At 43.0% G+C, this 18,112-nt stretch carries 16 protein-coding genes; all 16 read left to right on the top strand.

The window, feature by feature from the left end; all coding sequences use genetic code 11:
* Positions 1 to 90 precede the first annotated feature (90 nt).
* The 16 genes from sucC (at position 91) to fliI (ending at position 18,108) form a co-directional block, all read left to right on the top strand.
* Positions 91 to 1,251, top strand: a complete 1,161-nt coding sequence (sucC, locus tag P8596_RS09975) for an ADP-forming succinate--CoA ligase subunit beta (RefSeq protein ID WP_034755652.1) — start codon at positions 91 to 93, stop codon at positions 1,249 to 1,251.
* A 16-nt stretch (positions 1,252 to 1,267) separates the two neighbouring features.
* Positions 1,268 to 2,170, top strand: a complete 903-nt coding sequence (sucD, locus tag P8596_RS09980) for a succinate--CoA ligase subunit alpha (protein WP_034755649.1) — start codon at positions 1,268 to 1,270, stop codon at positions 2,168 to 2,170.
* A 73-nt stretch (positions 2,171 to 2,243) separates the two neighbouring features.
* The gene (gene dprA / locus P8596_RS09985) at positions 2,244 to 3,119 is read left to right on the top strand and encodes a DNA-processing protein DprA (RefSeq protein WP_279726735.1); all 876 of its coding nucleotides are present in this window, start codon (positions 2,244 to 2,246) and stop codon (positions 3,117 to 3,119) included.
* Between the two features lie 301 nt (positions 3,120 to 3,420).
* Positions 3,421 to 5,496 carry a type I DNA topoisomerase gene (topA, locus tag P8596_RS09990; RefSeq protein ID WP_034755646.1) on the top strand — a complete coding sequence of 692 codons (2,076 nt, stop codon included), beginning with the start codon at positions 3,421 to 3,423 and terminating at the stop codon, positions 5,494 to 5,496.
* 228 nt (positions 5,497 to 5,724) lie between these two features.
* Positions 5,725 to 7,023, top strand: coding sequence for an FADH(2)-oxidizing methylenetetrahydrofolate--tRNA-(uracil(54)-C(5))-methyltransferase TrmFO (gene trmFO, locus P8596_RS09995; protein ID WP_279726736.1), 1,299 nt, complete (start codon positions 5,725 to 5,727; stop codon positions 7,021 to 7,023).
* A gap of 61 nt (positions 7,024 to 7,084) precedes the next feature.
* The gene (gene xerC / locus P8596_RS10000; RefSeq protein WP_061809806.1) at positions 7,085 to 7,984 is read left to right on the top strand and encodes a tyrosine recombinase XerC; all 900 of its coding nucleotides are present in this window, start codon (positions 7,085 to 7,087) and stop codon (positions 7,982 to 7,984) included.
* Between the two features lie 20 nt (positions 7,985 to 8,004).
* Positions 8,005 to 8,547: an ATP-dependent protease subunit HslV gene (hslV, locus tag P8596_RS10005; RefSeq protein WP_034755638.1), complete on the top strand. Its 543-nt coding sequence runs from the start codon at positions 8,005 to 8,007 to the stop codon at positions 8,545 to 8,547.
* A gap of 62 nt (positions 8,548 to 8,609) precedes the next feature.
* A complete protein-coding gene (gene hslU / locus P8596_RS10010; RefSeq protein WP_159363246.1) occupies positions 8,610 to 10,022 on the top strand; it encodes an ATP-dependent protease ATPase subunit HslU in 1,413 nt (470 codons plus the stop codon).
* Positions 10,023 to 10,118: 96 nt separating this feature from the next.
* Positions 10,119 to 10,898: a GTP-sensing pleiotropic transcriptional regulator CodY gene (codY, locus tag P8596_RS10015; protein ID WP_034755633.1), complete on the top strand. Its 780-nt coding sequence runs from the start codon at positions 10,119 to 10,121 to the stop codon at positions 10,896 to 10,898.
* Between the two features lie 1,294 nt (positions 10,899 to 12,192).
* Positions 12,193 to 12,582 (top strand): flagellar basal body rod protein FlgB, encoded by a 390-nt coding sequence (gene flgB, locus P8596_RS10020; RefSeq protein ID WP_279726737.1) that lies wholly within the window; start codon positions 12,193 to 12,195, stop codon positions 12,580 to 12,582.
* Positions 12,583 to 12,584: 2 nt separating this feature from the next.
* Positions 12,585 to 13,046: a flagellar basal body rod protein FlgC gene (gene flgC / locus P8596_RS10025; protein ID WP_279726739.1), complete on the top strand. Its 462-nt coding sequence runs from the start codon at positions 12,585 to 12,587 to the stop codon at positions 13,044 to 13,046.
* Positions 13,047 to 13,063: 17 nt separating this feature from the next.
* Positions 13,064 to 13,369 (top strand): flagellar hook-basal body complex protein FliE, encoded by a 306-nt coding sequence (gene fliE / locus P8596_RS10030; RefSeq protein WP_224520270.1) that lies wholly within the window; start codon positions 13,064 to 13,066, stop codon positions 13,367 to 13,369.
* A 33-nt stretch (positions 13,370 to 13,402) separates the two neighbouring features.
* The gene (gene fliF, locus P8596_RS10035) at positions 13,403 to 15,001 is read left to right on the top strand and encodes a flagellar basal-body MS-ring/collar protein FliF (RefSeq protein ID WP_254651321.1); all 1,599 of its coding nucleotides are present in this window, start codon (positions 13,403 to 13,405) and stop codon (positions 14,999 to 15,001) included.
* An 11-nt stretch (positions 15,002 to 15,012) separates the two neighbouring features.
* The gene (gene fliG, locus P8596_RS10040; protein WP_224520268.1) at positions 15,013 to 16,026 is read left to right on the top strand and encodes a flagellar motor switch protein FliG; all 1,014 of its coding nucleotides are present in this window, start codon (positions 15,013 to 15,015) and stop codon (positions 16,024 to 16,026) included.
* Positions 16,019 to 16,792, top strand: a complete 774-nt coding sequence (gene fliH / locus P8596_RS10045; protein WP_279726741.1) for a flagellar assembly protein FliH — start codon at positions 16,019 to 16,021, stop codon at positions 16,790 to 16,792. Before fliG ends, fliH begins: the two co-directional genes overlap by 8 nt.
* On the top strand, positions 16,789 to 18,108 hold the full coding sequence (gene fliI / locus P8596_RS10050; protein ID WP_279726742.1) for a flagellar protein export ATPase FliI: 1,320 nt from the start codon (positions 16,789 to 16,791) through the stop codon (positions 18,106 to 18,108). The genes fliH and fliI overlap by 4 nt, the downstream gene beginning before the upstream one ends.
* Positions 18,109 to 18,112 lie beyond the last annotated feature (4 nt).

The raw sequence follows: 18,112 nt of genomic DNA on the forward strand, positions 1-18,112 counted from the left end.
ATTTTTAGCATAATGGTAGACATATATACTGTCATTTTATACAATGAAAGCGCAGTCTATTTTTTGAAGAGTTTGATAGGAGGATGGAAAATGAATATCCATGAATATCAAGGTAAAGAAATCCTCAGAAATTACGGGGTATCCGTACCAAATGGTAAAGTGGCTTTTACAGCTGAAGAGGCAGTAGAAGCGGCGAAGACGTTAGATTCTAGCGTATATGTTGTAAAGGCGCAAATCCACGCAGGTGGCCGGGGTAAAGCTGGCGGAGTCAAAATCGCCAAGAGCCTTGACGAAGTGCGTACATATGCAGAGGAATTAATCGGAAAAACTTTAGTTACTCACCAAACGGGTCCTGAAGGTAAGGAAGTAAAGCGCTTACTTATCGAAGAAGGCTGTGATATTAAGAAAGAGTACTATGTAGGTCTTGTACTCGACCGTGCAACTTCACAGGTTGTCCTGATGGCTTCTGAAGAAGGCGGAACGGAAATCGAAGAAGTAGCGGAACAAACACCTGAGAAAATCTTTAAAGAGTACATCGATCCAGTGGTTGGATTAACAGGTTTCCAAGCGAGACGTATTGCATTCAATATCAATATCCCTCAAAAACTTGTAGGGAAAGCAGCTAAGTTCATGATGGGTCTTTACAATGTGTATATCCAAAAGGATGCTTCCATTGTTGAAATCAACCCGTTAGTCGTGACAGGTGATGGAGACGTCATGGCACTTGATGCGAAGTTCAACTTCGATTCAAATGCATTATACCGTCAAAAGGATGTCATCGAATTACGAGATCTAGAAGAAGAAGATGCAAAAGAAATCGAAGCTTCCAAATATGACCTGAGCTATATTTCCCTTGATGGTAATATCGGCTGTATGGTTAACGGAGCAGGACTTGCCATGGCAACGATGGACATCGTGAAGCACTATGGCGGAGATCCCGCTAACTTCCTGGACGTTGGGGGCGGTGCAACGGCAGAGAAGGTAACGGAAGCATTCAAAATCATCCTTTCTGATGAAAACGTTAAAGGTATATTCGTCAATATCTTCGGTGGAATCATGAAGTGTGACGTCATTGCAACAGGTGTTGTTGAAGCAGCTAAGCAGATCGGTCTTCAAGTACCACTTGTGGTTCGTCTTGAAGGGACGAATGTTGACTTAGGGAAAGAAATCCTTAATGAGTCAGGATTGAATATTATTGCAGCTGAATCCATGGCAGACGGCGCACAAAAAATCGTTGAGCAAGTAGGCTGAGAAAGGCGGGGGACTAATGAGCGTATTTATTAATAAAGATACCAAGGTTGTTGTACAAGGAATTACAGGATCAACAGCTCTTTTCCATACAAAGCAAATGCTTGAATACGGTACACAGATCGTGGCAGGTGTTACACCTGGAAAAGGCGGAACAGAGGTTGAAGGCGTACCTGTTTTCAATACTGTGGAAGAAGCGAAGAAAGCAACTGGCGTAAATGCTTCCGTTATTTATGTTCCTGCTCCATTTGCAGCAGATGCAATCATGGAAGCGGTAGATGCCGAGCTTGATTTGGCCATTTGTATCACAGAGCATATCCCTGTATTGGATATGGTGAAGGTAAAGCGTTATATGGAAGGCAAGAAAACACGCCTTGTCGGGCCTAACTGTCCTGGAGTCATCACTCCTGATGAGTGTAAGATCGGAATCATGCCTGGCTACATCCATACAAAAGGCCACGTTGGGGTTGTTTCCCGTTCTGGTACACTGACGTATGAAGCCGTTCACCAACTTTCACAAGCTGGAATCGGACAGTCTACGGCAGTAGGTATCGGTGGAGATCCTGTAAACGGTACAGATTTCATCGACGTATTGAAAGCATTCAATGAAGATGAGGATACGTATGCCGTGATCATGATCGGTGAAATCGGAGGTACTGCAGAGGAAGAAGCCGCTGAGTGGATCAAGGCTAACATGACGAAGCCAGTAGTAGGCTTCATCGGTGGACGTACGGCCCCTCCAGGGAAACGTATGGGTCATGCCGGTGCGATTATTTCAGGTGGTAAAGGGACGGCAGATGAGAAAATCCGCGTCATGAACGAATGTGGAATTCAAGTTGCGCCGACTCCATCTGATATGGGTGAAACATTGATTACGGTTCTTAAAGAAGAAGGAATTCTCGATAAATGTAAAACGCATTAATCTTTTACTGAGACTGACGGCTTGGCTGTCAGTCTCAGTTTTATCTATATAAATGATCGTTAGGAGGCTTTTAATGGAAGGAAACCGTCACCTTGTCTTTCATATTCATCACTGCCGAGGAATCGGCTTGAAAGGAATCAAACGATTGGTTCAAACCCATCAGGATCTTTACTCTGTCCTTCGACTCCCTAAATCAAAGCTCCAACAAATAACCCATGCTACTACTACGAATCTAGAAACCTTCTTTAAAGACCTCCATTCCTTTCCTTCAAAGCGCTATATGGAGCTCTATGCCGAGAACCATATAGAGTGGATCACCGTGTTTGATGAAGATTATCCCGCCTTGTTGAAAAATGTATATGATCCGCCATTTCTACTCTTTTTAAAAGGGGACAGGAAACTTCTCCACGCTTCTCCAAAATTGGCTGTCATAGGCTCCAGAAACGCCACTTCCTACACAGAAAAAGTACTTCACACCATGATTCCACAACTGGTCAAACGTGAAGTTGTGATCGTAAGCGGACTGGCTAAAGGGGCTGACACAATCGCTCATAAAGAAGCGATAAGGTCAGGTGGCAGAACGATCGGTGTGCTCGGAGGAGGATTCCAGCATATTTATCCTAAGCAAAATGTTGATTTGGCCAATCATATGATGGACCATCACCTCCTCCTTTCGGAATATCCCCCTTATATCAAACCTGAAAGATGGCATTTTCCATTTAGAAATCGAATCATCAGTGGCCTCAGTGATGCGGTACTTGTCACCGAAGCGACAAAAAAGAGCGGTACGTTCATCACGGCTGATTATGCATTGAATGAGGGGAGAGAAGTCCTGTGTTTACCAGGGTCCATACACGATCCGTTGGCAGAAGGAACAAACACCCTGATACAAGAAGGTGCCAAAATGGTTCTGTCAATAGAAGACATATTCTCAGAGCTCAGTGTATAAACTTCAAAAATATGATGTAAAATCTATTAATAAAGGGTTTTTGTGAACATGAAACAGCGAATATCACATGTAATTCATACAAAATGGTTGCATTTATGGTAAAACTGTTATACATTTTGCAACAGGTATCAAAAACTGTATATAAGAGAAATAAATAGATAAGAGCAGTACTTCTCTACACTGAATTCATTCTTACACCTATGTGAATGTAAGTGTAAACGTTTCCGTTTGTACTTGTAGAAAGAACATTCCAAGGTGCTATAAAACAGTGATTATTTTCCTCTTTAAGGAGGCTAATTGGATGGCAGATTATTTAGTAATAGTGGAATCGCCGGCTAAGGCGAAAACGATTGAACGTTATTTAGGTAAAAAATATAAGGTCAGGGCATCAATGGGACACGTCAGGGACTTGCCAAAAAGTCAGATGGGCGTCGATGTCGAAAATGAATTCGAACCAAAGTATATCACCATACGCGGTAAAGGACCCGTATTAAAAGAATTAAAAACCGCTGCGAAAAAAGTGAAAAGAATCTTTCTGGCTGCCGACCCCGACAGAGAAGGGGAAGCAATTGCATGGCACTTGGCTCATAGCCTTGATATGGATACCACGTCAGAATGCCGGGTCGTATTCAACGAAATCACGAAGGATGCGATCAAAGAATCATTCAAGCACCCACGTGCAATCAATATGGACCTAGTGGATGCCCAGCAGGCAAGAAGGATCCTGGACCGGTTAGTTGGTTACAACATCAGCCCATTATTATGGAAAAAGGTGAAAAAGGGACTAAGTGCAGGTCGGGTCCAGTCCGTTGCGGTCCGGTTGATCATCGACAGGGAAAATGAAATCAAAGCCTTCACTCCGGAAGAGTATTGGTCCATCGAAGCGGAATTCACAAAAGGTAACGATACATTTCAGGCATCATTTTATGGCATTGACGGTAAAAAGGTGGAATTGAAAAACGAAGAAGAAGTAAAGGATGTTCTTGGTAAGGTGAAAGGGAAGTCTTTCGAAGTGAATAAAGTCACAAAGAAAGAAAGAAAGAGAAATCCTGCACCACCGTTTACTACTTCATCACTCCAGCAGGAGGCAGCCCGTAAATTGAATTTCCGGGCAAAGAAGACGATGATGCTTGCACAGCAATTATACGAAGGAATCGAAATGGGGAAACAAGGAACTGTCGGATTTATCACATACATGAGAACGGACTCCACCCGGATTTCTGAAGTAGCTCAGAAAGAAGCCAATGAATATATCGTGAATAAATATGGCGAGGATTTTATCAAGCAGTCTGAGCGTAAAGAGAAAAAACAGCAAAAAGCCCAGGATGCCCATGAAGCCGTCCGGCCGACCAGTACCCTGAGGGATCCGTCATCGGTTAAGCAGTTCCTTTCAAGAGACCAGTATCGCCTGTATAAATTGATTTGGGAACGTTTCGTAGCGAGTGAGATGGCACCTGCGATCATGGATACGATGAGTGTAGATCTCGTAAACGGCTCCGTCATGTTCAGGGCATCAGGTTCGAAAGTGAAATTCCCCGGTTTTATGAAAGTATACGTCGAGGGGTCGGATGATCAAAAAGAAGAAAAGGACAATTTCCTTCCAGCACTTGAAGAAAACGATAAGGTGAAAAGTGAAAACATTGATCCAAATCAGCATTTCACACAGCCGCCGCCAAGATACACCGAGGCAAGACTCGTCAAAACATTGGAAGAACTCGGTATCGGAAGACCGTCCACATACGCTCCTACACTTGATACGATTCAAAGGAGAGGGTACGTTACTCTGGATAACAAGCGATTTATCCCGACGGAACTTGGAGAAATCGTGTTAGAGTTAGTGAGGGAATTCTTTCCTGATATCATCGATGTCGAGTTCACGGCTAACATGGAACGGAGCCTGGATGACATTGAGGATGGCAATGTGAAGTGGGAAAGAATCATTGACCGGTTTTATCAGGATTTTGAAAAGCATCTCGAAAAAGCGGAAAATGAAATGGAGAAAATTGAAATCCGTGATGAACCTGCCGGTGAAGACTGTGAAGAATGCGGTCACGCAATGGTATTCAAGATGGGACGATACGGCAAGTTCATGGCATGCAGCAATTTTCCTGATTGTCGTAATACCAAGCCGATCGTGAAAGAAATCGGTGTGAAATGTCCTAAATGTGAAAAAGGGAATATCATCGAGCGTAAAAGCAAGAAAAAGCGTATTTTCTACGGGTGTGACCAGTATCCTGAATGTGATTTCTTATCATGGGATAAACCGATTGAACGGAAATGTCCGAAATGTTCAGAGCTGCTCGTGGAGAAGAAGCTTAAAAAGGGTAATCAAATTCAATGTACGAATTGTGATTATAAAGAAGAACCTCAGAAATAGTGATCAAAAACGATTGATTGTTGAACAATGAAGGAATACAATGGAACGAGGGACTGTCCCAACAGGTGATTTCTCTATTACCTGGTGGGTCAGCCCTTTTATGTTTTCTCTGAATCTTTGTAACAAATGATACATATTTTCAATATACAATTATCTTTCTTATCATTGTCCCTTGGTGTACAATGCAAATTGGATAAAGCGTTCGGAATGTAGGAGGTCAACAGATAAATGTCAGTAAATGTTATTGGAGCAGGGTTAGCAGGAAGTGAAGCGGCTTGGCAGATTGCGAAAAGGGGAATAAAGGTCAACCTTTTCGAAATGAGACCCATCATTAAAACCCCTGCCCACCATACAGATAAATTTGCAGAACTGGTGTGTAGTAATTCGCTTAGAGCGAATACACTTACGAATGCAGTCGGTGTATTAAAAGAAGAAATGAGACGGTTGGATTCAGTCATCATGTCAGCAGCGGATGCCTGCTCTGTACCGGCTGGTGGCGCACTCGCCGTTGATCGTCATGAATTTGCAGCACTTGTCACAAACAAAGTGAAGAACCACCCGAATGTTACCGTGTTTAATGAGGAAGTAACGGATCTACCGGAGGGGATCACCATTGTTGCTACCGGGCCGCTGACGAGTGAAGGTCTTTCAAATCAAATCAAACGACTGACAGGGGAAGAACATTTATACTTCTATGACGCGGCTGCCCCGATCATAGAGAAGGACTCCATCAATATGGACAAAGTATATTTAAAGTCCCGGTATGACAAAGGGGAAGCTGCATATTTGAACTGCCCCATGACCGAGAGTGAGTTCAATCGATTCTATGAAGCCCTTATTTCTGCTGAGACGGTTCCGTTGAAAGAATTTGAGAAAGAGGTTTTCTTTGAAGGATGCATGCCCATCGAGGTAATGGCTTCCCGCGGGAAGAAGACGATGTTATTCGGCCCCCTTAAGCCGGTCGGACTTGAGGATCCTAAAACAGGTAAACGTCCATATGCTGTTGTACAATTAAGACAGGATGATGCAGCGGGGACCCTTTACAATATTGTGGGATTCCAAACCCATTTAAAGTGGGGACCTCAGAAAGAAGTTCTTCAATTGATCCCTGGCCTGGAGAATGCCGATATTGTACGGTACGGCGTCATGCACAGGAATACCTTCATCAATTCACCCAATGTTCTGAAGGATACGTATCAATTAAAGAATCATGAGAATCTGTTTTTCGCAGGGCAAATGACAGGTGTGGAAGGATATGTGGAATCTGCTGCCAGCGGATTGATTGCAGGTATCAATGCAGCCAAACTCGCAGCGCGAGAAGAACCCGTCGTGTTTCCATACGAAACCGCCATGGGAAGTATGGCAAGATATATCACTACAGCGAATAAACATAACTTTCAACCGATGAATGCCAATTTCGGTCTTTTCCCGGAATTGCCCAAAAAGGTAAAAGGGAAAAAAGAACGCAATGAGCAGCATGCAAGCAGGGCCTTGGAAACAATTCAGAACTTTGTGAAAAAAGTGTAAAATTCGTTGCAAGGGTCCCCCGGTTGTGTTACTATTTAGTAGCCCTTGTGAGGTGTTAAACATGAATAAGCAATTAGATGAACAATTACATTCCTTTACTGAATATTTACAAATAGAAAAACATTATTCTGTTCATACATTTGAACAATATCGTCATGATATCGAAGAGTTTTACGTATTTATGAAAGAACAAGGTTTACGTTCATTAAAAGATGTCGAGTATTCTGATGCACGACTTTTTTTAACTAAGCTGCATGATCACGGTTTAAAGAGGTCTTCCGTCTCAAGGAAGGTTTCGAGCATTAGAAGCTTTTACCGTTATTTAAATCGGGAAAAGCAACTACTCGATAACCCCTTTTCGTTTGTTAATCTTCCGAAGAAGGAACAGCGATTGCCGGCCTTTTTTTATGAGGAGGAAATACAGGCGTTGCTGGATGCTTGTAATGGGGAGACGCCATTAGAGATGCGTAACCTGGCCATATTCGAACTTCTTTATGCGACGGGGATCCGTGTAAGTGAGTGTACGAATATACAGTTAGGTGACGTGGACCTTGGGATGTCCACGCTGCTGGTCAAAGGGAAAGGGAAAAAAGAAAGGTATGTGCCATTTGGGAGCTTTGCCCATGATGCCTTAGAACAATACATATTACATTCCCGGCCGAAGCTTGCGAAGGATGTTTCCCATACTCAATTGCTGGTCAACCATCGTGGTGGAGCATTAACCCAAAGAGGCATCCGTCTCATCTTAAATAAGATGATCGAGAAAGCATCTTTGACGGGGAAGATACATCCCCATAAGCTGCGTCACACATTTGCAACCCATTTATTAAATAATGGTGCCGATTTAAGGACGGTTCAGGAACTTCTTGGACACGCTCAGCTTTCATCCACCCAGCTGTATACCCATGTATCCAAGGATCAGTTACGAAAAACGTATTTAGCACATCACCCACGTGCTTAGAAGAGTTGGAGGTTTAGGAAATGGATCAATTCCACGCAACCACTATATTTGCCGTACAGCATAATGGCAAGTGTGCGATGTCCGGTGACGGGCAGGTTACATTCGGTAATTCAGTTGTCATGAAGCATACGGCAAAAAAAGTACGAAAGCTTTTTAATGGAAAAGTATTGGCTGGATTCGCGGGATCTGTTGCCGATGCGTTTACTTTGTCTGAAATGTTTGAAGGGAAGCTTCAGGAGTTTAACGGAAATCTTCCAAGAGCTGCAGTCGAGCTCGCGAAACAGTGGAGGAGCGATAAAGTACTGAGAAAGCTTGAAGCGATGTTGATTGTTATGGATGAAAGCCACCTGCTGTTGATTTCAGGGACAGGTGAAGTGATCGAACCGGATGATGGGATTCTGGCAATCGGTTCCGGTGGGAATTATGCATTATCCGCCGGGAGGGCATTAAAACAGTATGCCGGAGACCACTTGACTGCTAAGGAAATCGCCCGTTCTTCCCTTCAGATCGCTGCCGATATATGTGTATATACGAATAACCAAATTATCGTTGAAGAGCTTTAAGATACTTCAGATAAGAATTGATATTCTCTCACACTATAAGAAAGTAAGGAGTGTGCCATTTGATGAAGAGTACTGATCACTTAACCCCAAGGCAAATAGTTGAACGATTGGATCAATATATTGTTGGCCAGAAGGACGCCAAAAGAGCGGTTGCCGTAGCCCTGAGAAATCGTTATAGACGGAGCCTTCTGTCCGATGTATTGAAAGATGAAGTGATTCCAAAGAATATCCTAATGATGGGTCCAACAGGTGTCGGTAAAACGGAAATAGCCAGAAGGATCGCAAAATTGGTCCGTGCCCCATTTGTAAAAGTGGAGGCAACCAAATTTACGGAAGTGGGTTATGTTGGACGTGATGTTGAATCGATGGTCAGAGATCTGGTGGAGACATCTGTCCGTCTGGTGAAAGAGGAGAAAATGGTCGGTGTCCGGGAAAGGGCAGCTGAAAATGCAAGTCGCCGTCTGGTAGAGCTTGTGGTGCCGTCCAAAAAGAAATCATCGTCTTATAAGAACCCATTCGAAATGATCTTCGGAGGTAACGGGGCACAAGGGACATCTGAAGAAGAGGAAGAAAAGCAGGAAGAGATTTCTCTCCAAGAGCAAAGAAGAAGAATGGAAAAAAGACTTGAAAATGGTGAATTGGAAGAAGAATTCATCACGATTGAAGTCGAGGAGCAGCAAGCATCCATGTTTGATATGCTTCAAGGATCGGGAATGGAACAAATGGGGATGAATATGCAGGATGCCCTGAGTAATTTCATGCCGAAGAAAAAGAAAAAGCGTAAACTGAAGGTGAAAGAAGCAAGAGTGGTGCTGACAAATGAGGAAGCTCAAAAGCTTATTGACATGGATGAAGTAACCCAGGAGGCAATCATTCGTGCAGAGCAATCCGGGATCATCTTCATCGATGAAATCGATAAAATTGCCAGCAAGAGCTCAGGACAATCTTCTGCTGATGTATCCAGGGAAGGTGTTCAACGTGACATCCTTCCGGTTGTGGAAGGATCGACCATTGTCACGAAATATGGATCAGTGAAGACGGATCATGTCCTGTTCATTGCAGCCGGTGCCTTCCACATGAGTAAACCTTCCGATTTAATCCCTGAATTGCAGGGACGTTTCCCGATCAGGGTTGAACTTCAGAAGTTGTCTACAGACGACTTCGTGCGGATCCTTATCGAACCGGATAATGCCATCATTAAACAATATATCGCTTTAATGGAAACAGAAGGTATACAAATTGAATTTTCTGACGATGCTATTCGTAGACTTGCTGAAATCGCTTATGATGTGAATCAGAATACTGATAATATCGGGGCCAGAAGACTTCATACAATCATGGAAAAACTACTTGAAGACCTATCCTTTGAAGCGCCTGATATCACCCTGGAGACGGTAAAGATCACACCGCAATATGTGGATGATAAGCTTGGCGCCATTTCAAAAGATAAAGATCTGAGTCAGTTCATCCTTTAAGTTTTTCCTTACCCTTTATGGGGTATAGGTAGATGGATTAAGGATCATATAAAATTAAATAATAGATACACTTTAGTTGTAGTAGGAGGAAACGTAATGAATTTATTAGGTAAAACAAGAACGATCAATGCCATGTTGCAAAAAGCTGCTGGGAAACCGGTGAACTTCAAAGAAATGTCCGAAACATTAAGTCAGGTGATTGAGGCGAATGTTTTCGTGGTTAGCCGTCGTGGAAAACTACTTGGCTACGCCATCAATCAACAAATCGAAAATGAGCGAATGAAGCAGATGCTTGCTGACCGTCAATTCCCTGAGGAATATACTCAAAATTTATTTAATGTACAAGAAACATCTCCCAACTTGGATGTGAATAGCGAATATACCGCTTTCCCTGTTGAAAATAGAGAGTTCTTCAAAAATGGTTTAACGACCATCGTCCCTATCATCGGTGGGGGGGAAAGATTAGGAACATTAATCCTTGCTCGTCTTGAAGCAAGCTTTGAAGATGATGATCTTATTCTCGCTGAATATGGTGCAACGGTAGTAGGAATGGAGATCCTTCGTGAAAAAGCGGAAGAAATCGAAGTGGAAGCGAGAAGCAAGGCTGTTGTCCAAATGGCAATCAGCTCCCTTTCATACAGTGAGTTAGAAGCCATTGAACACATCTTTGAAGAGCTAAATGGAAATGAAGGACTTCTGGTTGCTTCTAAAATCGCAGATAGAGTCGGAATTACCCGCTCAGTGATCGTCAACGCCCTTCGCAAGCTGGAAAGTGCAGGCGTGATCGAATCCCGTTCCCTTGGAATGAAAGGTACTTACATCAAGGTATTAAATAATAAATTCTTGGTGGAATTAGATAAATTACGTACAAACTAATACAAAAAAGCTGTTTCCCCCTCGGGGAAGCAGCTTTTTTTTGTATTAATTGATGCTGGGACAAGAGTGCTTTGTTAAAAGAAAATCCGAACGTATCCGAAATTCATTATTAAAATCGAAATCGTTCTATCATTTGGCTATTTTCGTAAATACTGTTGCTATTGAATGAAGTGAGTAGTGGTTGATTTCCGCTCCAGGTGCTCGCTTTCCGCGGGGCTGGCGGTGAGCCTCCTCGGGCTAAAGCCCTGCGGGGTCTCACCTGTCCAGCGTTTCCCGCAGGAGTCGAGCACCTTCCGCTACAATCAACTTTACAAGTGTAAGTGTCACTATAACTTTGTAATGGCGTGGTGGCTACAACATTGCTTACACCAACTCTTAATCTGTCTTACCTTAATGACAGAACGTTCGAAAACTATTGTCCGAGTATGAATAACAAAAGCCTTGGTGAAACGAGCATTTTACTATTGTTGCTAAAGCATATTCAATATATAGCAGGGTCTAGCTATTGATTGGAGTGCAAGACGAAGACTCCTGCGAAAAAAGCGGAATAGGTAAGACCCCCGCAGGAGCGTCAGCTGTGAGGAGGCTTGCCTTACGCCCGAGGAAAGCGAAGTTCTTGCACGGAAATCAATGGCGGTGTAACAAGTGATCCTAATTATTAATTTGATTATTCGTCAATAGAGGGAATGGATTTAGTTAAGTCCCAGCCTATTTTTAAATTATATTGAAATGATTAATGCCAGTCCGATGCCTTCTCACCTTATATAGGTGGTTTGTAGTGAAATGTCAGAGTGTTTAGGGAAAATAAGTCGAATGGACTATCGGCAATTGTTCTTTTCGTATTGTCATCTATGATGGTGATAGTACAATAAAGTTACAACAATGTTACGACCAGATTCGACATCATTCCAAGATGAGTGACAAATATAGAGGTTTATGGATTCACCTGACTTTAGGTGAAGTTTTCTTATGTAGTTTGCGAAAAAATTTTCTCAATGGAGCGCTGAATGACGGATATGTATGGTATCTTGCTTCTTACTTATCTCTATTTCTGTAATATGAATGTAACAAACCGAGGGAAAAACCACATTTATTTGTAAAAAATATCCATGGGAATATTAGGTTTAAACATGGATGAAAAGTCACGAATTCGATGAATATCGCCATCTTTCTTTAAAATTTACGGAATATTCATAGACACTAATCTTGCTAAACATTACAATAAATACTGTTGCATGATAAATATGTCAAAAATAGTTGAAACATGTCAAAAAAACGGATAGAGGTGCCTAAAGTGAAACTTTTTTCCAACACCTTCTCAACACTCGAAAACGGGCTGAACTACGCCTCGTTAAATCAGAAAGTGATTTCTCAAAATATTGCGAATGTCGATACACCAAATTATAAAGCGAAAAAAGTAGAGTTTAAGTCGTTATTGGATCAATCTACTCAACAATTGGAAGCGAAAAGAACGAATCAACGTCATTTTACCTTTGGACTTTATAGTCAACACCCTGCGGTAAGGACGGAATCCTCTTTTCAATACAATCATAATGGAAATGGTGTGGATCTGGATCAGGAAATGTCAGAGATGGCAACCAATCAAATTTATTTTAATGCCCTGTCAGACCGAATAAATGGGAAGTTTAACAGTCTGCAATCAGTCATAAGGGGTGGCAAGTAAGAATGGGATTATTTACAGGGATGAACACAACGGCTTCTGCATTAACCGCCCAGCGTTTGAGGATGGACGTCATTTCGTCCAACATGGCCAATGTGGATACAACGAGAGGGAAAATGGTGGATGGTGAATGGCAGCCTTATCAACGCAAGTCTGTCGTGATGGCACCAAAGGAAGATCAGTTTTCTTCTTTTTTAAACCAGGCCATGAACAAAAGGGGCAACCACTCAATTGGAAGCGGAGTGAAAGTTTCACGGATTGAAGAGGACGATAAAACGCCATTTAAAATGGTGTATGACCCTCAGCACGCCGATGCAAATGATGATGGATATGTACGCCTGCCGAATGTAGATCCCTTGAGGGAAATGGTAGACCTCATTTCAGCTACACGGTCCTATGAAGCAAATGTGACAGTGTTTAATGCAAATAAAGCAATGTTAATGAAGTCATTAGAAATCGGTAAATAAAGAAAGGTTGTAGTTCTATGGCCATACACAATATAAGTTCGGTAACTCCTTCAGTTATAAGTCCGTCATTTGATAAAAAAAACAGTTCTCCTTCAGATGCAACGGAAAACTTCAGTCAATTACTTAAAAAGTCCATCGACGAAGTCAATAAGATGCAAGTCCAGTCAGATCAATTAACGGAAAAACTTGTCCGGGGTGAAAACGTTGATCTTCATCAGGTGATGATCGCTTCACAAAAGGCAAGCATCACCCTGCAAACGACAATGGAAGTCCGTAACAAAGTAGTGGAAGCATATCAAGAGATAATGAGAATGCCAATGTAGTAGGCTCATGCAGTCGAGTACCGGAGGATTGTAATGAATGAATCGTTTAAGAAATATACAGAGCAAATAAAGACTTATTGGACAAGTAGAACAAAAAAACAAAAAATCAGCATGGGAGCCATCTTTCTGATTACCGTCATCCTGATCGGTGCGGTTAGTTATTTTTCAACGCGGACGACTCTCGAACCCTTATATAGTAATTTGTCACCTTCAGAAACGGGAACCATCAAAGAGAATCTGGATGGCAGGGGAATCCCTTCAGAAATTACCGATAGTGGATCGACCATCATGGTCCCTAAAGAGCAGGTGGATACACTGAAAGTTGAACTGGCTGCAGAAGGGATACCTAACTCTGGGAGCATCGACTATTCTTTCTTCAGTCAAAATGCCGGATTCGGTATGACCGATAACGAGTTCAACGTCATGAAATTGGACGCCATGCAAACGGAATTAGCCAATTTGATGAAGGGGATAGACGGGATCCAGGATGCAAAAGTCATGATCAATCTTCCTGAAAAACAGATTTTCCTAAATGATGATGTGCAAAATGCATCTGCCTCCATTGTCCTGGATACGAAGCCGGGTTTCACATTTGATCAAAAGCAAATTAAATCACTTTATCATCTTGTTTCGAAAAGTGTTCCAGACCTTCCTACTGAGAATATCGCCATCATGAATCAATATTTTGAGTATTTTGATTTAGAATCTCAAAATAATTCTACGGGAAGCGGAAATTTTGCCCAGCAAATGAATGTAAAGAAAGAAGTCGAGCGTGATATTCAACGTCAGGTTCAAAACATGCTCGGTACGCTGATCGGCTTTAATAAAGTAGTGGTTTCCGTGACCACTGATATTGACTTTACCCAGGAAAACCGCGAAGAAAACATTGTGACACCTGTCGATGAAGAAAATATGGAAGGAATCGCAGTCAGTGCTCAGCGTATTACGGAAACGTTCTCCGGTGAAGGTGCCGCTCCTGGAGGAACACCAGGGGCCGGTGATGCCAATGAGCCGACGAACAGCGGTGTTACATACGGCTCCAGTTCAGAATCGAATGGTGATTATGAACGGATGGAAGAAACCATTAATAATGAAGTCAACCGAATCAAAAAAGAGATTGTAGAAAGTCCATACAAGATTAGGGACCTTGGGATACAGGTCATGGTGGAACCGCCTGATCCCGAAAAAGAATCGTCCTTACCACAGAACAGGGTCGATGATATACGCCAAGTTTTATCCACGATTGTACGCACGTCCATTGATAAGGAAGCGAATCCTGAACTCACGGATGACGCGATTGCAGAAAAGGTAGTCGTCTCGGTTCAGCCGTTCAATGGGAAAGTGGATGTCGCATCTGAAGAGAAGCCTGTCCTGCCTTGGTGGACCTATGTTGTAGGAGGCGTACTCCTTGTAGTGATTCTTCTCTTAGTATTTTTCTTATTACGTTCAAGAAAGAAAGAATCGATTGAAGAAATGGAATATGAAGAAACAAGAGAGCCAGTCCAGATCCCGGATATTGAACCTAAAGAAGAGACAGAAGGGTCGATTCGCCGTAAACAGCTGGAAAAAATGGCTAAAGATAAACCGGAAGAATTTGCGAAACTGTTACGCACCTGGTTAGCAGAGGATTAGGAGGAATGAACATGGTTAGAAGAGAGAAAGGTTTAACAGGTAAACAAAAGGCGGCCATCCTCCTGATCTCTCTTGGTCCAGATGTATCAGCATCCGTTTACAAGCATTTGTCGGAAGAAGATATCGAGAAATTAACATTAGAGATTTCCGGAGTGAAAAAGGTGGAAACGGAAGCGAAAGAAGACATCTTAGAGGAGTTTCATCAAATTGCCATTGCACAGGACTATATCTCACAGGGTGGGATCGGCTATGCGAAGACGGTACTGGAGAAGGCTCTTGGATCTGAGCAGGCAACGGCGATCATTAATCGCCTGACCTCTTCCTTACAGGTCAAACCCTTTGACTTTGCAAGAAGAGCCGATGCAGCTCAAATTCTTAACTTCATCCAGAATGAACATCCTCAGACGATTGCATTGATTCTATCCTATCTTGACCCTCAACAAGCAGGTCAGATACTTTCTGAGCTTCCACAGGAAGTCCAGGCGGATATCGCGAGAAGGATTGCGGTGATGGATGGAACCTCTCCTGAAGTGATCAGCGAGGTGGAAGCCATACTTGAAAGGAAGCTTTCAGCGACCGTCACACAGGATTATACACAAACCGGCGGAGTGGAAGCGGTAGTGGAAGTATTGAACGGGGTAGATCGTTCAACAGAGAAAACGATACTTGATGCCTTGGAAATCCAAGACCCGGAACTAGCCGAAGAAATCAAGAAGAGGATGTTTGTATTTGAAGATATTGTCACACTCGATGGCCGTTCCATCCAGCGTGTGATCAGGGATTGTGATAATGAAGATCTGCTTCTCTCTCTTAAAGTGTCGAGTGAAGAAGTGAAAGAAGTGGTATTCAGGAACATGTCGAACCGGATGGTTGAGACCCTTAAAGAAGAAATGGAATTCATGGGTCCTGTCCGATTACGGGATGTTGAAGAAGCACAGTCACGGATTGTAGCAGTCATAAGAAGGTTAGAGGATTCAGGTGAAATCATCATCGCCCGTGGTGGAGGAGACGATATCATTGTCTAGGATCATAAAGTCTACCGTAGCCCAATCTATTGAAGACAAGGGGAAAGTGATCTCTCTTAAGAGAATGAAGAGGGTGGAAGACGCATCCCCAGAGGAAGATAGGTTAATAGGGAATGCCTCGTTTCGAAGGGATCAAATCATAGAGCAAGCAAGCATTGAAGCAGAACGAATCATCCGAGAAGCAAATGAGGAGATTCGTCGCGAGGAAGAAAGGTTGTTACTTGATAAAGAAAGATGGATAACTGAACGGGAGCAGCTTATTCAAGAGGCATATAATGCCGGATTCCTGCAAGGAGAGGAAGAAGGCAGAAAGAAAGGCTACCAGGAATATGAGAACAAATTGCAAGAAGCAAACGAGATCACTGAGAACAACAGGGCTCAGTATGACGGTTACATCCAAAGGGCAGAGAAAGTCATTATAGATCTTGGGGTAGCATGTGCCGGGAAAATCATGAATCAAAAATTGAAGGATGAACCTGATCTATTCCTTTCCATCGTGGAACGGGGGCTAAAGGAAGTGAGGGATCTGCCTCATATCCAGATACATGTGCATCCAACGAGACATAAGCTCCTTGCCGAGAACAAGTCTGAACTTGAGGTCATGTTCCCAACTGATATTCAATGCTTCATCTATGCAAACGATGACCTTCTCCCTGAAGAATGCTACATTGAAACGAATCAAGGGCGGGTCATTGTCAGTGTGGATTCTCAATTGAAAGAATTGAAGCTGAAGCTCCACCATCTTCTTGAAGGTGATGTCGAATGAGAGCAGCAGATCTTATCACTCAGATTCCCAATATCCCAACATTCAAAAAGTTCGGGAAAGTGAAACGGGTAATCGGATTGATGATCGAATCCCAAGGTCCTGAAAGCTCAGTAGGTGAAGTGTGTCAAATCCATATTCTCTCCCGAGGTAAAAAGAAGGTGATACAAGCAGAGGTCGTCGGGTTTAATGATGATTTGGTCATCCTTATGCCATATACCAATATGCAGGATATATCACCAGGCAGTTTAGTAGAAGCAACGGCAAAGCCATTGGAAATCAAAATCGGGCCATCTCTCATCGGTAAGGTGATAGATTCCTTGGGTCATCCCCTTGATGGAAGTCAATTACCTTCTGGATTAAGCACTGCCTATACAGAACAGGAACCACCCAATCCGCTATCAAGACCTCCCATTGATGAAAAAATGGAAGTTGGCGTAAAAGCCATCGACAGCATGCTGACCGTCGGTAAGGGCCAAAGGGTAGGAATCTTTGCCGGAAGTGGTGTGGGGAAAAGCACATTACTTGGAATGATCGCAAGAAACACGAAAGCCGATTTAAACGTCATCGCATTGGTAGGGGAACGCGGCCGGGAAGTAAGAGAATTCATTGAAAGAGATTTAGGTGAAGAAGGATTGCAGAGAACGATTGTAGTGGCTGCCACATCCGACCAGCCTGCTCTTATGAGAATTAAAGGTGCCTTTACGGCAACAGCGATTGCGGAATACTTCCGTGATAAAGGAATGAACGTCATGCTGATGATGGATTCTGCCACCCGGGTAGCCATGGCACAGAGGGAAATCGGGTTGGCGGTTGGGGAACCGCCGACAACCAAAGGCTATACTCCTTCCGTTTTCGCTATTTTACCAAAGCTGCTCGAGAGAACCGGAACAAACCTTCATGGAAGCATTACGGCGTTTTATACCGTTCTCGTAGATGGTGATGATTTGAATGAACCTATTTCAGATACAGTGAGGGGGATACTCGATGGTCATATCGTTCTCGACCGTCAGATTTCGAATCGTGGCCAATACCCTGCCATCAATATTCTTAAGAGTGTCAGCCGGTTAATGAATCACCTTGCCTCTAAAGAACATTTACAAGCTGCCACTAGAATAAGAGAGTTATTGAGTACCTATATGAACTCAGAAGACTTGATTCAAATAGGGGCATACAAAAAGGGGACTTCCCGTGAAGTGGATGAAGCCATCAACTATTATCCGGGAATCATCTCCTTCCTGAAGCAAGGTGTATATGAACAGATCTCTCTAGCCTCTAGTGTTGATGAGCTTATCAAGCTATCGGAAAAAGGTGGATGATCCG

The sequence above is a fragment of the Rossellomorea sp. DA94 genome, assembly GCF_029834455.1.
Lineage (GTDB): Bacteria > Bacillota > Bacilli > Bacillales > Bacillaceae_B > Rossellomorea > Rossellomorea vietnamensis.

Bases quoted from the DNA above. Each gene is read 5' to 3' on its own strand.
- hslU (WP_159363246.1), top strand. From the start codon at position 8,610: ATGAAGAGTACTGATCACTTAACCCCAAGGCAAATAGTTGAACGATTG.
- xerC (WP_061809806.1), top strand. From the start codon at position 7,085: ATGAATAAGCAATTAGATGAACAATTACATTCCTTTACTGAATATTTA.
- fliG (WP_224520268.1), top strand. From the start codon at position 15,013: ATGGTTAGAAGAGAGAAAGGTTTAACAGGTAAACAAAAGGCGGCCATC.
- hslV (WP_034755638.1), top strand. From the start codon at position 8,005: ATGGATCAATTCCACGCAACCACTATATTTGCCGTACAGCATAATGGC.
- sucD (WP_034755649.1), top strand. From the start codon at position 1,268: ATGAGCGTATTTATTAATAAAGATACCAAGGTTGTTGTACAAGGAATT.
- sucC (WP_034755652.1), top strand. From the start codon at position 91: ATGAATATCCATGAATATCAAGGTAAAGAAATCCTCAGAAATTACGGG.
- fliI (WP_279726742.1), top strand. From the start codon at position 16,789: ATGAGAGCAGCAGATCTTATCACTCAGATTCCCAATATCCCAACATTC.
- codY (WP_034755633.1), top strand. From the start codon at position 10,119: ATGAATTTATTAGGTAAAACAAGAACGATCAATGCCATGTTGCAAAAA.
- fliF (WP_254651321.1), top strand. From the start codon at position 13,403: ATGAATGAATCGTTTAAGAAATATACAGAGCAAATAAAGACTTATTGG.
- trmFO (WP_279726736.1), top strand. From the start codon at position 5,725: ATGTCAGTAAATGTTATTGGAGCAGGGTTAGCAGGAAGTGAAGCGGCT.
- flgC (WP_279726739.1), top strand. From the start codon at position 12,585: ATGGGATTATTTACAGGGATGAACACAACGGCTTCTGCATTAACCGCC.
- topA (WP_034755646.1), top strand. From the start codon at position 3,421: ATGGCAGATTATTTAGTAATAGTGGAATCGCCGGCTAAGGCGAAAACG.
- dprA (WP_279726735.1), top strand. From the start codon at position 2,244: ATGGAAGGAAACCGTCACCTTGTCTTTCATATTCATCACTGCCGAGGA.
- fliE (WP_224520270.1), top strand. From the start codon at position 13,064: ATGGCCATACACAATATAAGTTCGGTAACTCCTTCAGTTATAAGTCCG.